13 protein-coding genes and 1 tRNA gene are annotated in these 13,645 nt (G+C 50.2%); 4 read left to right on the top strand and 10 right to left on the bottom strand.

What is annotated here, in order from left to right; translation table 11 throughout:
- Positions 1-497 precede the first annotated feature (497 nt).
- The 6 genes from ACOTZF_RS12390 to ACOTZF_RS12365 all read right to left on the bottom strand — a co-directional run bounded on the left by ACOTZF_RS12390 (position 498) and on the right by ACOTZF_RS12365 (position 5,506).
- Positions 498-1,310, bottom strand: coding sequence for a hypothetical protein (locus ACOTZF_RS12390; protein WP_129317651.1), 813 nt, complete (start codon positions 1,308-1,310; stop codon positions 498-500).
- A 492-nt stretch (positions 1,311-1,802) separates the two neighbouring features.
- Positions 1,803-4,136: a primase-helicase zinc-binding domain-containing protein gene (locus ACOTZF_RS12385; protein WP_129317650.1), complete on the bottom strand. Its 2,334-nt coding sequence runs from the start codon at positions 4,134-4,136 to the stop codon at positions 1,803-1,805.
- Between the two features lie 14 nt (positions 4,137-4,150).
- Positions 4,151-4,471 (bottom strand): DUF5375 domain-containing protein, encoded by a 321-nt coding sequence (locus ACOTZF_RS12380; protein ID WP_129317649.1) that lies wholly within the window; start codon positions 4,469-4,471, stop codon positions 4,151-4,153.
- Complete coding sequence (locus ACOTZF_RS12375; RefSeq protein ID WP_129317648.1) at positions 4,468-4,695, bottom strand: hypothetical protein; 228 nt, start codon at positions 4,693-4,695, stop codon at positions 4,468-4,470. The genes ACOTZF_RS12380 and ACOTZF_RS12375 overlap by 4 nt, the downstream gene beginning before the upstream one ends.
- Positions 4,692-5,243: a host cell division inhibitor Icd-like protein gene (locus ACOTZF_RS12370; protein WP_129317647.1), complete on the bottom strand. Its 552-nt coding sequence runs from the start codon at positions 5,241-5,243 to the stop codon at positions 4,692-4,694. Before ACOTZF_RS12370 ends, ACOTZF_RS12375 begins: the two co-directional genes overlap by 4 nt.
- Complete coding sequence (locus ACOTZF_RS12365; RefSeq protein WP_000556587.1) at positions 5,240-5,506, bottom strand: helix-turn-helix transcriptional regulator; 267 nt, start codon at positions 5,504-5,506, stop codon at positions 5,240-5,242. Before ACOTZF_RS12365 ends, ACOTZF_RS12370 begins: the two co-directional genes overlap by 4 nt.
- Positions 5,507-6,043: 537 nt before the next feature.
- Between ACOTZF_RS12365 and ACOTZF_RS12360 the strand changes: the two genes are divergently transcribed.
- Genes ACOTZF_RS12360 through ACOTZF_RS12350 form a run of 3 tightly spaced genes read left to right on the top strand, consistent with a single transcriptional unit; the run spans position 6,044 to position 7,600 of the window.
- Positions 6,044-6,787, top strand: a complete 744-nt coding sequence (locus tag ACOTZF_RS12360; protein ID WP_129317646.1) for a capsid protein — start codon at positions 6,044-6,046, stop codon at positions 6,785-6,787.
- Between the two features lie 2 nt (positions 6,788-6,789).
- Complete coding sequence (locus tag ACOTZF_RS12355) at positions 6,790-7,008, top strand: ogr/Delta-like zinc finger family protein (RefSeq protein ID WP_129317645.1); 219 nt, start codon at positions 6,790-6,792, stop codon at positions 7,006-7,008.
- Positions 7,009-7,036: 28 nt separating this feature from the next.
- Complete coding sequence (locus ACOTZF_RS12350) at positions 7,037-7,600, top strand: phage polarity suppression protein (RefSeq protein WP_310825690.1); 564 nt, start codon at positions 7,037-7,039, stop codon at positions 7,598-7,600.
- A gap of 391 nt (positions 7,601-7,991) precedes the next feature.
- On the opposite strand, the gene ACOTZF_RS12345 is transcribed toward ACOTZF_RS12350, so the two are convergent.
- The 4 genes from ACOTZF_RS12345 to ACOTZF_RS12330 all read right to left on the bottom strand — a co-directional run bounded on the left by ACOTZF_RS12345 (position 7,992) and on the right by ACOTZF_RS12330 (position 10,983).
- Positions 7,992-8,624 carry a hypothetical protein gene (locus ACOTZF_RS12345; protein ID WP_318758640.1) on the bottom strand — a complete coding sequence of 211 codons (633 nt, stop codon included), beginning with the start codon at positions 8,622-8,624 and terminating at the stop codon, positions 7,992-7,994.
- Between the two features lies 1 nt (position 8,625).
- Positions 8,626-9,492 (bottom strand): HAD family hydrolase, encoded by an 867-nt coding sequence (locus ACOTZF_RS12340; protein WP_129317641.1) that lies wholly within the window; start codon positions 9,490-9,492, stop codon positions 8,626-8,628.
- 56 nt (positions 9,493-9,548) lie between these two features.
- Complete coding sequence (locus tag ACOTZF_RS12335) at positions 9,549-10,727, bottom strand: tyrosine-type recombinase/integrase (RefSeq protein WP_129317640.1); 1,179 nt, start codon at positions 10,725-10,727, stop codon at positions 9,549-9,551.
- A gap of 161 nt (positions 10,728-10,888) precedes the next feature.
- Positions 10,889-10,983, bottom strand: a tRNA-Sec gene (locus tag ACOTZF_RS12330).
- Positions 10,984-11,311: 328 nt separating this feature from the next.
- Between ACOTZF_RS12330 and yicI the strand changes: the two genes are divergently transcribed.
- Positions 11,312-13,630, top strand: a complete 2,319-nt coding sequence (yicI, locus tag ACOTZF_RS12325; RefSeq protein WP_062935120.1) for an alpha-xylosidase — start codon at positions 11,312-11,314, stop codon at positions 13,628-13,630.
- The last annotated feature ends 15 nt before the right edge of the window (positions 13,631-13,645 follow it).

Genomic DNA, 13,645 nt, shown 5'->3' with positions numbered 1-13,645 from the left:
AAACGCCAAGCCCCCCCAGTAATCGGTTACTTAGCGTTTCCGCTTCTGTCACGCTCTTATCTGAAAGCACCGCCGCCAGTTGTACCGGTGACATAACGACGGTCATTCCACTTTCTTCCATAATATAATTCCATCACCATATCCTTACCCGATAATAACCATAAATATCTTCGTTTGGTAAGAATAAATTCCTAATCTGTCTTTCTTGTTAAATTATGAAATAACAGTAGATGTAAAAGGATCGACTATTATTTAATATAGATTCAAAGATAGCTCGTCGGACTGCTACGGTTCAATGAATAATAATGCGAAGGAAAATAGAGATTTTTTAGACTTTCTCGGATAGTTGCGGACGAACTTTTGGCGGAAGATCACAGGAGTCAATGTTGAGTTATAACTTAATGTTTTATATTGTTTTTTTTACTGGATTATGATGTGGTTATACGCATTGCTATACACATGTGCTGTGGCACAGTGTATAGCAATTTAACTCCGGCTCAATCCAGCTTGGTCACTACTTCATTCATTGTATAGTGCACAAATTGCTTTCCTAGTTCGGTCAGTACATAAGATTTTGTGTTCTCGAAAGCAGACTCAAGCGTTGATGTGCCTCGCTTGGCTTGCGGGGCATGTCTTTGTTTTAAGAACTGACCATCTTCTGTGGTATTACGTGCTTGCCTAATCACTCCACCTGTTGACAGATCTCTAATTAACATTTTGTAGAGATCAGCCTCAGCCGAATCTTCGCGCGGAATTATTTCATGCAATTCCATCCATATTTCATAACGGGTTACTCCTGGATTTTGATAAATAATTCTGATGACTTGAAAATGTACTTCGTGATAAATATTAAGCCAATCTATAAATAAACGAATAATATCATCAGAACATATTTTAGAACTGACAGCATTAGTTATCATATTAGAGACTAGCTGTCTTTTTTCTTGTGTATCAGCATCATTCCATACACGAAAACTTTTGCGGACTAAATCAAGATACTCCTCAGACTCAAGTCTTTCATTGATATCCTCGCCTAGTTGTTCAAATCTCTTTGCTATAACATTTAAAGTGGAATTTAAATTTTCTAGTTTTTTATGATGTTCTTCAAGCCACTTTGTTTGTAATGAGTTTAATTTTATATTGCCTTCTTCGCTTTTAAAATTTGCAATAGCACCTAAAAAACCTCCAATCCAAGGTATGCTCCCTAATGCTGCAAGAGCGAACTGTTCTGCTAATCTTTTTTTATTAGAAGGATTTAAACTATCTATTTCATTTCTAAATTCAATAATATCGAAATTATCATCATCCATCTGAATGATTCCTTATATGTTGCATGATAATACTTAAAATATATGCTTGTTTAACATAAGGATGAATCGATTGTTGAGATTTCTATCAAGGATTAACATTTTAGTTACTATGGGCACGCAGTACTTTCCATTCAAGCACTAGTTTCGACTATACCTACAAAAAGTTTTTTTGCATTTAACTGTTCACACTGTTCACCTCGATTATTTTTCATTTAATATCAATTTGTTAGGTGGTGATGAGTTGGTGAAGAGTGAACAGTCGACTCTTCACCTTTGTGATTTTTGCTCGTTCTGGATCCGTCCGCTCAGGCGATGCGCAGGGTGAAAAAAAGTTTTTTCAGGTTTTATTGTTCACACTGTTCACCTCTGGTTTTTTAGCAATGATTTCATGGTGATACAGGGTGAATATACGGTGAAGGGTGAACAGTGGACTGTTCACCTTGTGGCAATGGCCAGAAAGGAAAAGACCGGCTGTTGCCGGTCTGAGTGAGGTTATGTTGCTATGGGTTCGTCGCACTTCGGCAGCCAGTCACCGTAGCTTTCCTCTTTCAGCGACAGATTGGTCTGTATCCCCTGCTTTGTGTGCCGCTTTTCATAATTCAGGCCGTACTCTTTCAGCATCATGGGCAGCCCCAGCCCGAACATTTTCAGGCTGAGCACGTTCCTGTATCCGTTAGCCTCCATATAGGCCAGATACGCGTGATAGAGATATTTACGATAATTACGCGGGATGATGCTGGCATTCCCCATAAACATCCCGTTGGTCTGCGGGAGCATTTCCAGATAGCCGCAAAAATCAAACGTCGGGTCAGCATCGCGCTTGATGTTGAGAGCCTCGTCGGAGTTCTGCTGTGACTGGAGCAGTGCACGGGCGGTCATCGGGTCGCTGAACCGCTGCATAAGCTGGCGTACGATAACGGCCAGCTCACGGGCTATTTTATCCTTAAGCTGCGGGTCGCGTTCTTCCGGCGCAATCTGCTCCGGGAAGTGAATAATCACCCGGCGACGTGAGACGCCGCCGCTGCGGTCGGTAAAGCGCATCGGGTTATTGTTCACGGCCAGAATCACCGCCGGAATATGTGTTGAGTACGGGTTCTGGTATTTCGGGTCAACCGAGACCGCATCGCCGCCGGTGATGGCCTTGAGTCCTGCGCCATCACCGCTCCATTTTTCCTGGTCGGGCAGACGGATAAGCGAGAAGCCAATCAGGGATGCACGCTTGCGCGGGTCTTCCAGCGTGTCGATGTCGGCCGACGTGGCGTTATCCTCTCCGGCGAGCAGGGTCGCAATTTCGGCCAGAATACTTTTGCCGCTCCCGCCGGGACCGGTGACTTCGAGAAAGAGCTGCCAGTCGTAGCGGTTCGCCAGCACCATAAACAGTGCGGCCAGAATCACGTCGCGCTTTTGTGGATTTTTACCGGCCGCCCGGTCGAGCCAGCGCCAGAAGTTCGGCGCGTGAGTCTCCAGCATTTCGCCTTCCACCGGCGGGGTAAAATCCACGTCGCACAGCGTGCGCAGCCAGTGCGATTTGTGGTGCGGGCTGAACAGGCCGCTCTGGGTATCGAGTACCCCGTTGCGAAAACCAATCAGACGGCGTGCCGGTGCCTCCTGCTGAGGAATAATCAGCTTAAGCGTCTCCACCACCGAGGTGATTCTCCCCGACGAGAACGGTGCGCGTACGCGCTGGAATAAATCAGCCACACTCCGTGAAAAAGTGGCGGCCGGGATATTTTTCCAGATGCCGTTTTCATAGCGGGACAGGAGCTGGCCGTTCGCATCGACGGCCAGCGCTTCTCCGTAATGCTCATGCACCCGCAGAGCCTTGTCGCTGGCACCCATGGCGGTAAATTCCGCCTCGCTCATGGTATCGAACGGACTTTGTGCCGGTGGGCGGACGGCGTCATAAATGGCTTTCCGCGTGGCCTCCCCGCCATTCTGCATAAACGCATCATTCCAGTCACCGAACACCGGCGGCAGGGCAACAATGCCCTTACAGGTGTCTGCGGCCGCAGCGGCTTTGCTCTGGCCATCGCCGTTAAGGTCACGGTCGGCGGCGAGGACAATCTGACAGGCCGGGGATTTCTGACGGGCAAGGCTCACCAGAGAAAGGAGGTTCACGGAGGACAGCGCCACCATGACGGTTTCCCCGGTCAGGTGATGCACGGTGAGCGCGGTCGCATACCCCTCCGCAATCCACAGGCGTTTTCCGGCCTGTTTTTTCCCTTCGATGATATGGCAGGCTCCTTTGACCTGCCCGCCTTTCAGGGTGCGTTTGAGACCGTCAGCATTGATAAACTGGAGGTTAGCCAGTGCGCCGGTATCGTCATACAGCGGGACCACCACATCACCGGCGCGGAACGTCACGCCGCCGGTTTTATGCATGACGGTGAGCGTCAGACATTCCAGAGCGTGGAAGCCCTTGCGGGTGAGGTAAGCGTTGCCGGTGGCCGGTCGGGTTTTCTCCATCAGTTTCGCGGCTAGCCCGGCCGCCGCTTTGCGGTCGGCATCGGTTTCTGTCTCTGCGGCCGCAATCACCTCCGGGGCAACCGGCGGCAGGTTGCCGGTGACAGCATTCACCTTTCCGGCGGCCTCGGAGGCCGACACGCCAAATACTTTCTCAACCAGCTTAAGCCCGTCACCTGCGCCGCACTGGTTGCAGAACCATGTGCCTCGCCCCTCTTTATCGTCAAAGCGGAAACGGTCAGAGCCGCCGCACACCGGACAGGACTGATGGCGGTTTTTAATGACCTTCACACCCAGCGCCGGGAGAATATTCGGCCAGTGGCCGCACGCCTGTTTTACGGTTTCCGTTACATTCATTTTCATTGTTATTTTCTCCCTCAGTGCAGTACCGGTGCGGTGATATGACGGGCGCAGAGTTCATCCATTACGGCGAGCCCGAGAAATGACAGCGACGGCGCGGCCATGAGTGGTCCGGCTTCCATTAAATCTTCCAGCAGTGCACAGGCAATCTGACGGCCTTTTTCCTCGCCATGCTGGCGCAGGTAGAATCCCTCCAGCTCGGCGGCAATGGCGCTTTCCAGTGTGTCGAGGGTGAGGTTTGGGTAGCGGCGCTGGCGTTCGCATACCGTCAGCCATGCACAGGCCACGGCGCGACGATACAGCGCGGCGCGTAATACGGGCGGTAATGGCTTTTTCATACGTTGCCCTCCCCGGTCAGCCAGTGCTGATTGCAGCGCTCAACCACACCGTCGAGCTGGGCGGTCATAAGGTAAATCACAGAGGTGAGCTGTAACTGCTGCGCCGGGTCACGGCGCACGGTTGTGCAGTCCTGCACCTGCATCAGCTCATTGACGAGCTGGCCGACGTTGCGCATATGTTCAAGGCATTCGAGGTCACGGGCGGTAATGGTGGAGTGTCTCATGCGCGCACCTCCGCAACCGGCAGACGGCCAGCAAACGAGAGGACGTAATCGCGAACGAGGGAACGACGTGCGGCGTGTTCATCACCGGCAACGGTGCGGAGCATACAGATACGGGGTTTACGGTCTGCGCGAGGAACGGCGGCAAACACAAAGACGAATTGCGGGTGTGACGGGGTGAGGGTCGTAGCCATAGGGGCAACCTCCAATAAGTAGCGGTAATTGCCACCACCGGAGTTCCTACGCTCATGGGTGGTGACCCGAACGGGGGTAGGAATACCGGCCTTATTGGAAACCGGCCAGCCCGAAGGCTGCCCCGCCCGGACCACCATTATCTGACAGGGGCTAAGGTATAAGCACCACAGCCCGGAAAATGGGTGTGCCTGAGCAACGACGTAAAAAAAGACGCATGGCGCGTCTGGTGTCGCCAATAAGTAACTCGGGTTCCTACGCCCGGCTGCCGATTTTGCGACAGCGATAAAACTATACCTGGAAACGGCGAAAAGAAGCAAGCCAGAAAAAGGGGCTGTTTGCTGAACGGTCATCATCATGCGTCATAGCCCCGGTTACGTTCGGCAATGCGATCCGCCATCCATGCAGTGATTTCAGACTGCGCCCACGCCACGTTTTTACCGCCGAGGGAGATTTGTTTCGGGAAAGCCTCCCGGCTGATGAGGTCGTAAATGGTTGACCGGGACAGGCCGCACAGGTGCATCACTTCGGGGAGACGGATAAAGCGCTCGTGAACGGTATCAGAAACCGGCATCAGCGGCGCGGCAGGGGCAGAAGACGGGGAAGAAAAAGCGGTGTGCATCGGGCTACCTCATAATGTCCATACAGTGCCGGTCATGTCCGTCCGGCTTCGGGTAGCTCCTTATTATGTCTATATTTTTCCTCAGGTCATGTGAGATTTTTGGGGAAACAAACATTGACTTTTCGCTATGGCAAACAAAGGAAAACGCTGGCAAACATATGCAAATCACTGCATTACAATGCAGCAATTTCTATTGCTTTTAGTTATACGTTTTTCATTTTTAATCGAAATAAAGTCTAAGTGGTATAGACAGATCAAAACAGAAGGGTGAACAGTGGTGAACAGACGGTGAACAGTCATGTCGTCAACTGTTCACCCTTTATCTTACTGTATTGCTTATATTTTTATTTAAGGTGAACAGTGGTGAATAGTTATAAGTAAAAAAACAAACGATGAGCAAGGTTTTGCTGAGACCTTTCTCTGGCAAGCCGGGTTTTGAGTGGTGTTTGTGCCAGAACTGCCACAACTGCAATGAATCGAGATGTTGTGTGATGAAGGGCAGAATCATTTCAGGTTGAACACAAGGAGAACCTGAATATGAAACCCGAAACAGTCATTACCGCCATGCAGAATGTAGCTGCTCAGCAGTCCGCAGAGAAAAGCCAGCGCATCACAGACAAGCTGAGCACATTCACTGCGGCCAGAGACACCCACATGGCCAGCATGCAGGAACTGAAAGAGATTGATACGTCCATTGAACGCTGTAAGCAGGAGCGGCAGACTGCCCTCGATGAGAGCACTGAGGCGGAGCAGGACTGGCGCAGCCGCTTCCGCACCCTGCGCGGCAGTCTCACCCCTGAAATGAAAGCTGAGCACAGCAAGCGTATCGCCAGTCGCGAGCTGGCCGACGAGTTCACCGGCCTGATTGCGGAGCTGGAGACCGACCGGACACGCGCCATGCTGAATGCCTGCTCCACCGCCAGTAAATACCTGTCAGCGCATGACGATGCCTTTACCGCTTACGCCAGTGCGGAATGGGCTCAGGCTGTCAATTCGGTTCCCGTCGCCCTCATTCGTGCTTTCCTGCTGCGCATTCGCGCCCTCGAAATGAAGGGAGAAAGCGCCCCGCAGTCCGTGGCTATCAGTGAGCTGCGCGATGCGCTGAGCCGTCAGGGCAGCCTGTATCACTTCGATATGAAGCAGGAGCCGGTATTGTCCGTGACGGGCATGCACCGGCCGCAGATTACCGGTGTGGATACGGAGTTGTTACGCAGCCCGGCGAAGAGAATGAAGCTCGCCAGAAAGCTGGCTGAAAATGACGGCACTAAGGCGGAGGCATAAGTATGTTTCACTGTCCGTTCTGCAAAACCAGTGCACACGCCCGCACCAGTCGTTATCTGTCAGAGAACGTTAAACAGCGCTATCACCAGTGCATGAATATCGAGTGCTCGGCAACTTTCCGCACGCTTGAATCCGTTGACGGGATTATCTGTTCGCCGCCGACAGAGCCGGTCATTCCTGCGTCCGAACCGGCAGCCACCGTTAACCGTGCCGGTGCGTAAGCACGACCAGTCATCAGGAGAAACTTACATGACCACACTGACGCTACAGAAAGCCTTTGAGGCCTGTCAGACAAATAAATCCGCCTGGCTGCAACGCAGGGAAGAACTGATGCAGGCCGAACAGGCATACCGCGAACAGCTTGCCGGTAGCGGCCACAGCGGCCGGAGCCTGCAAACGCTGCGCGAGATTATCGACGTGAAAAAGTGGGAAATTAACCAGGCTGCCGGGCGTTATATCCGCTCGCATGAGGAGGTGCAGCGCATCAGCATCCGCGACCGATTAAATGATTTTATGCAGGCGCATGGCGCGGAGCTGGCCGCCGCCCTTGCCCCGGAGCTGATGAATTATTCCGGGCAACATTCCGCCGTTCAGCGCTGCGCCATGCAGCACTCGGTCGACTATCTGCGTGAGGCGTTGCAGGTCTGGCTGGCCGCCGGTGAAAAAATTAATTATTCGGTGCAGGATAATGACATTTTAACGGCCATCGGATTCAGGCCTGACGCGGCTTCGCGCGATGATAGTCGTGAAAAATTCACACCTGCACAGAACCTGAATTACACCCGCCGCCGTGCAGAACTGGCTGCGCAGTAGTCCTTTCAAAAATCCCCGAAAATCCCGCCATTTTTACGTAAAAAAGCCATGCATGCATAAGGTGCATGGTTTTGCATGCGTTTTACAGACACAGGATCCCCCGCCAGCACCAGCACTGGCGCGCCCTGAGGCCGGTCATGCACCTGCATTAAAAGCGCCCCATTAAGCGGGCAGGCGGGGCGGGGAGAGCATTGCGCGCTGAGTGGATTATTTATTTTTATTATCTAACGCCTATACCTCGTAGTACTGTTTTGGCTTTGTAACAGCGTTGGGGGGTATCGCTGTATATGTTGTGACGAGCATTCGAAAGGGTGAGTAAGGACGTAAAAATGCGCCCATGAAGTAGGCGCATAGGGATATTATTTAGCATTAGCGGTTGAAATATTATCTTCTACTTATTGTCATTCGATGGGGATGCGATAATGCAGTTAACTCCATTGTAATTGCTATTCCTGGTGCAAGTTGCTTCGATATTTACTTTGTTTAGTTGGTTTGTTTTTTGTGGGGCCTTAAAGATAAACAGCGCGAAACATATGGCTAGTAGAACACTTAAAACCCCAAAATAGAATAAATTGGCTTTTCCAGTGCTATGCATGTTTTTCCAGCACAAAATGTTTTTTGGACTGCTATTACCTATTGTTTCCGTAAGGTTTATATTTGGGAGGTCAGATGCGATCTCTTGTTCAAGTGCTAGCCCCTTTTTAACAGCCCCAAGAAGCAAAGGGTGGTACCAATATACATCGACAAAATAGAATAACAACCAAACAACGGATGCACCTAAAGCGAGAATAGCAGCAACAGAATGATTATATCCAAAGACTATAAATTCAGAGCCAGAATTAAAACTTACACCAATGGCGCCAATAAAAGCTGATAATATTAGAATGCCAAAGTTTCTGACCTTCATCTCAAGGTCATTAAAATGTTTTTGGACGTCAATAACCGTTTTCCAAACATCAATTTTTAACTTTAGTTGCTCGAGTTTCATAGCGTCTTCATGTCGTTTTAATTCTAAATCACTCATTTCATTTACCTTTGAATGTGGTGAAATTAAAAAAAGATAAAATGTCTGAAAATTGTTGGGCTACATAAGTTGGTTTTGCACCAAATGAGTTTTCTTTAATTTTTCTCTCCCGCTCTACGTCGGCATCAGTCCAGTGAGTTACAGCACGAAGTAATTCATATCCTTCCTTGTTATCTTCAAAATGACCGGTTCCATAACTGGCAAATACATCTGAAATATTCGCTTTTTGGGCCATTTCAATATCTTTCATTTCACTATCACCGATATATACACACTCTTCTGGAGTTGCTCCAATTGATTTTATTATATCTAGTAGAAGTTGTGGGTTAGGTTTTATTTCATCAACTGGTGTATACTCTTGCTTTGTAAGAATTAAGTCATATTTACTTTGTTTTTTCTCACCATCTGGAATTTCATGATCTTCTGGTGAGAAAAGGACATTGATTACCCCATCTAATCCTAAGCGAGTTAAGCGAAAGTTGGAGTAATAAGCTTTAGATTCAGTGTATGCAACAATATAACAACCTTTATTTTTTAGTGTGTTTAAGGTGTCCATAACTGTTGGGTAAAGGGTAAGGTATTTCTTTCTCTCACTTCTGAAAGCGTGTATGGCATCATCCATCGCTGAATTAATAGAATCTCTGTCGCCATATTTTTCTTGCAACAAAGGAATGCTCTCTAAAATAAAAGAGTACTCGGCAGTGCCATATCTTTGATGAATGGGTTTTATCTGTGCTATGAGATCATCTCTAGAAAACCCTGAAATTTCGACAACTTTATTTAGCATTGCATTAAAGCTATGATACCAAACACTAAACCAATCGAATAGTGTATTATCTAGATCGGTTATGAGCACTGTCTTTTTCATTCTTACCTCTTGCGATTTGTTTTTATATACAGTATATAACATTAATTCTAATTATTCTATATGTTATCTTTATTCATAATGTTATCACTATACCATTGCATCATAGAACTTCTTTTCTCTAAATATTGAGCATGATTATATGTTCCTCGAATAGTATTTTTATCAACATGAGCCAATTGAATTTCAATCCATTTACTATCAAATCCCTGTTCATGCAATATTGTCGACATAGTATGTCTAAATCCGTGGCCTGTAGCACGCCCTTTGTAGCCAAGAAGTTCAATCACTTGTGACACGCTTTCTTTCGATATTGGTTTGCTACGATTATTCCTACCAATAAAAATGTATGGATAGTGGCCGGTGATAGGCTTGAGCTGCTTAAAGAGGTCAATCACTTGAATAGATAAAGGGACAATGTGAGGTCTACGCATTTTCATCCGTTCTGCCGGGATTTCCCATATTCCTTTGTCGAGATCGATCTCTTCCCATTTAGCAAAGCGCATTTCCTGAGTTCTTACACCGGTTAGCATTACTATCTTTGTTGCATTTTTAGTGATGATGCTGCCGGTATACGCTTCAAGATCCCTAATAAAATGAGGTAACTCTTCAGCGGATAAAAATGGATGATGCTTTTGCTTCGGAACGGCCAAAGCAATAGCCAAATCAGGAGCAGGATTATATTCTGCGCGACCAGTTATGATTGCATAGCGATAGACCTCGCCGCATCTTTGGCGCACTTTTCTGGTCTTCTCTAGTGCTCCACGCTTCTCTATTCGTCTCAATACTTCAAGCAGTTCTAACGGTTTGATTTCACTGATAGGGCGTTTACCAATGAACGGGAACACATCTTGTTCAAATGTCTTAATGATTTCTTCGCGATAGGCCACTGTCCAGCGGTCAGCTTTGTTGGTGTGCCATTCTCGACATATGGCTTCGAATGAATTCTCTGTTGAGAGTTGCTGTGCCAGCTTTTGGGCTTTACGTTCTTCTACTGGGTCTATGCCGTTTGCTACCTGCTTACGAGCTGTATCGCGTTTCTCACGTGCTTCTGCGAGGCTCACAAGGTCGTAGCTGCCAAATGACATTAGCCGTGCTTTACCGGCAAAACGAAAGCGGAAGCGCCAGCCCTTTGAGCCGTCTGGATTGATGAGTAATGACAGGCCTTGTCCATCGTTCAATGTGTAGGGCTTGTCTTGGGGCTTTGCTCGTTTAATTTGAATGTCTGTGAGTGGCATGTGTATAAGTCAAAAATGTGTATAAAAGATCTATACACATCACTATACATATTTTTCACGGATTCAGGGAGAACCTGTCGGACGGTTACGGATAAGTGATTTACTATGTATGTTGAAAATAAAGGATTTTTAGACGTTCTCGGATGACGGCGGAGGAATTTTGGCGGAAGATCACAGGAGTCGAACCTGCCCGGGAACGCTGGCGTCCCCAACTGGATTTGAAGTCCAGCCACCTCACCGGAGATGACGATCTTCCGCGCCTGCATTGCTACATGGAGGCGGGGCGCATTATAGCTACTTTCAGACATTTACCACATACCCCGACACACTTTTTTCACCTCTCTTTTGACCTGAACACCCCCATTTCAGTTAATTCTTAAGAAAATCCTCAGGTTAGCATTTCGTGCTCCGCGACATTTACCCCGATCACAAAAAACAAGAAACGTAATTTGCTAACCAGAAAACGCAATACTCGCTCCTGAAACAATGGTTTAAAACCTCTGTAACCGGTCTCAGTGCCCGTATCGCCACAAGGCAGGCACCTGACGGCCAGCAAAGGATTACAGAACCAGGAGGACGAAAGTATGAAAATCAGTGATGGAAACTGGCTTATTCAACCTGGCCTGACCGTGACGTATCCGGTCCAGGTGTTCGATGTGGAGCAGCAGGGCAATGACCTGGTGGTGTATGTGGCACCGCGCGACGTCCGCGAACGCGCGTGGCAGCTCGATACGTTAATGTTCACCGTCCGGCTCTTCGCACCGCAGGAAGGGATTGTCGGGGTGCGCATCGAGCACTTCCAGGGGGCGCAGGACAAAGGCCCGCACTATCCGCTCAACGTGCTGAAGGACGTAAGGGTCGAGACGGTAAATAACGCCGAATACGCCGAGCTGAAAAGCGGTAATCTCAGCGTGCGCGTCACCAAAGGCGAATTCTGGGCGCTCGATTTTCTGCGTAACGGCCAGCGGATCACCGGCAGTGAACTGAAAAACAACGGCTACGTGCAGGACAGCAACACGAATCGCAACTATCTGTTCGAACGTCTGGATCTGGGCGTCGGGGAAACAGTTTATGGCCTCGGTGAGCGCTTTACCGCCCTGGTGCGTAACGGTCAGCGGGTCGATACCTGGAACCGCGACGGCGGTACCAGCACCGAGCAGTCCTACAAAAATATTCCGTTCTATCTCACCAACCGCGGCTACGGCGTGCTGGTCAACCATCCGGAAAATGTGTCGTTTGAAATCGGCTCGGAGAAGGTCTCCAAAGTACAGTTCAGCGTCGAGGGCGAATATCTGGAGTATTTTGTGATCGACGGCCCGACGCCAAAAGCGGTCCTGGACCGCTACACGCAGTTCACCGGTCGTCCGGCGCTGCCGCCGGCGTGGTCCTTCGGCCTGTGGCTCACCACCTCGTTTACCACTAACTACGACGAAGCGACGGTGAACAGCTTCATCGACGGCATGGCCGAACGCGACCTGCCACTGCACGTCTTCCATTTTGACTGCTTCTGGATGAAGGCCTTCCAGTGGTGTGATTTTGAGTGGGACCCGGTGACCTTCCCGGATCCAGAAGGGATGATCCGCCGCCTGAAAGATAAGGGGCTGAAGGTCTGCGTGTGGATCAACCCGTACATCGGCCAGAAATCGCCGGTGTTTAACGAGCTGAAAGAGAAAGGTTATCTGCTGAAGCGCCCGGATGGTAGCGTGTGGCAGTGGGACAAATGGCAGCCCGGGCTGGCGATTTACGACTTCACTAACCCGGACGCGTGCCGGTGGTACGCCGACAAGCTGAAGGGCCTGGTGGAGATTGGCGTGGACTGCTTCAAAACCGATTTCGGCGAGCGTATCCCGACGGATGTGCAGTGGTTTGACGGTTCCGATCCGCAGAAGATGCACAACCATTACGCCTTCATCTATAACGCGCTGGTGTGGAACGTGCTGAAAGAGACGGTAGGCGAGGAGGAGGCGGTACTGTTTGCCCGCTCGGCGTCCGTCGGCGCGCAGCAGTTCCCGGTACACTGGGGTGGCGACTGCTATGCCACCTATGAATCCATGGCGGAAAGCCTGCGCGGCGGGCTGTCGATTGGTCTGTCCGGCTTCGGATTCTGGAGCCACGATATCGGCGGGTTCGAAAACACCGCCCCGGCGCACGTCTACAAACGCTGGTGCGCGTTCGGGCTGTTCTCCAGCCACAGCCGCCTGCATGGCAGCAAATCCTACCGGGTGCCGTGGGCGTACGATGATGAGTCCTGTGACGTGGTGCGTCACTTTACGCAGCTGAAATGCCAGCTGATGCCGTACCTCTATCGTCAGGCGGCGCTGGCACGGGAGTGCGGCACGCCGATGCTGCGGGCGATGATGCTGGAGTTCCCGGACGATCCGGCGTGTGACTATCTCGACCGTCAGTACATGCTGGGGGATGCCTTGATGGTGGCGCCGGTGTTCTCCGAGGCGGGTGAGGTGCAGTTTTACCTGCCGGAAGGTCGCTGGACGCACTTGTGGCACAACGATGAGCTTCAGGGCTGTCGCTGGCATAAGCAGCAGCACGATTTCATGAGCCTGCCGGTTTATGTGCGCGACAACACCCTGCTGGCGCTGGGTAACAACAAGCACAAACCGGACTACGCCTGGAATGAGGACACGGCCTTCCAGCTGTTTAACCTGGATGAGGGCGCAACGGCGGTGAGTGAAGTGCCTGCTGCTGACGGCTCCGTGGCGTTTACGCTGAAGGCGTCACGCAAGGGCGACACCATGACCCTTACCGGCGCGGGTGAAGCGCGGAACTGGTCGGTATGCTTGCGCAACGTGCAGAAGGTGACTGGTGTGAAAGGTGGCTCATACGCGGGCAGCGAGTGGGGCGTGGTGGTGAACGCGGAGGGGGATGAGGTGGTGGTTCACCTTTAATTCCCCTCACCCTAA

This window comes from Enterobacter cloacae complex sp. SHL021 (assembly GCF_049237765.1).
Classification (GTDB): domain Bacteria; phylum Pseudomonadota; class Gammaproteobacteria; order Enterobacterales; family Enterobacteriaceae; genus Enterobacter; species Enterobacter cloacae.
Note: the sequence above shows the minus strand (reverse complement) of the source record. Positions and strands in the feature narration are given on the sequence as shown.

Bases quoted from the DNA above. Each gene is read 5' to 3' on its own strand.
- ACOTZF_RS12390 (WP_129317651.1), bottom strand. From the start codon at position 1,310: ATGGATGATGATAATTTCGATATTATTGAATTTAGAAATGAAATAGAT.
- ACOTZF_RS12385 (WP_129317650.1), bottom strand. From the start codon at position 4,136: ATGAAAATGAATGTAACGGAAACCGTAAAACAGGCGTGCGGCCACTGG.
- ACOTZF_RS12380 (WP_129317649.1), bottom strand. From the start codon at position 4,471: ATGAAAAAGCCATTACCGCCCGTATTACGCGCCGCGCTGTATCGTCGC.
- ACOTZF_RS12375 (WP_129317648.1), bottom strand. From the start codon at position 4,695: ATGAGACACTCCACCATTACCGCCCGTGACCTCGAATGCCTTGAACAT.
- ACOTZF_RS12370 (WP_129317647.1), bottom strand. From the start codon at position 5,243: ATGATGATGACCGTTCAGCAAACAGCCCCTTTTTCTGGCTTGCTTCTT.
- ACOTZF_RS12365 (WP_000556587.1), bottom strand. From the start codon at position 5,506: ATGCACACCGCTTTTTCTTCCCCGTCTTCTGCCCCTGCCGCGCCGCTG.
- ACOTZF_RS12360 (WP_129317646.1), top strand. From the start codon at position 6,044: ATGAAACCCGAAACAGTCATTACCGCCATGCAGAATGTAGCTGCTCAG.
- ACOTZF_RS12355 (WP_129317645.1), top strand. From the start codon at position 6,790: ATGTTTCACTGTCCGTTCTGCAAAACCAGTGCACACGCCCGCACCAGT.
- ACOTZF_RS12350 (WP_310825690.1), top strand. From the start codon at position 7,037: ATGACCACACTGACGCTACAGAAAGCCTTTGAGGCCTGTCAGACAAAT.
- ACOTZF_RS12345 (WP_318758640.1), bottom strand. From the start codon at position 8,624: ATGAGTGATTTAGAATTAAAACGACATGAAGACGCTATGAAACTCGAG.
- ACOTZF_RS12340 (WP_129317641.1), bottom strand. From the start codon at position 9,492: ATGAAAAAGACAGTGCTCATAACCGATCTAGATAATACACTATTCGAT.
- ACOTZF_RS12335 (WP_129317640.1), bottom strand. From the start codon at position 10,727: ATGCCACTCACAGACATTCAAATTAAACGAGCAAAGCCCCAAGACAAG.
- yicI (WP_062935120.1), top strand. From the start codon at position 11,312: ATGAAAATCAGTGATGGAAACTGGCTTATTCAACCTGGCCTGACCGTG.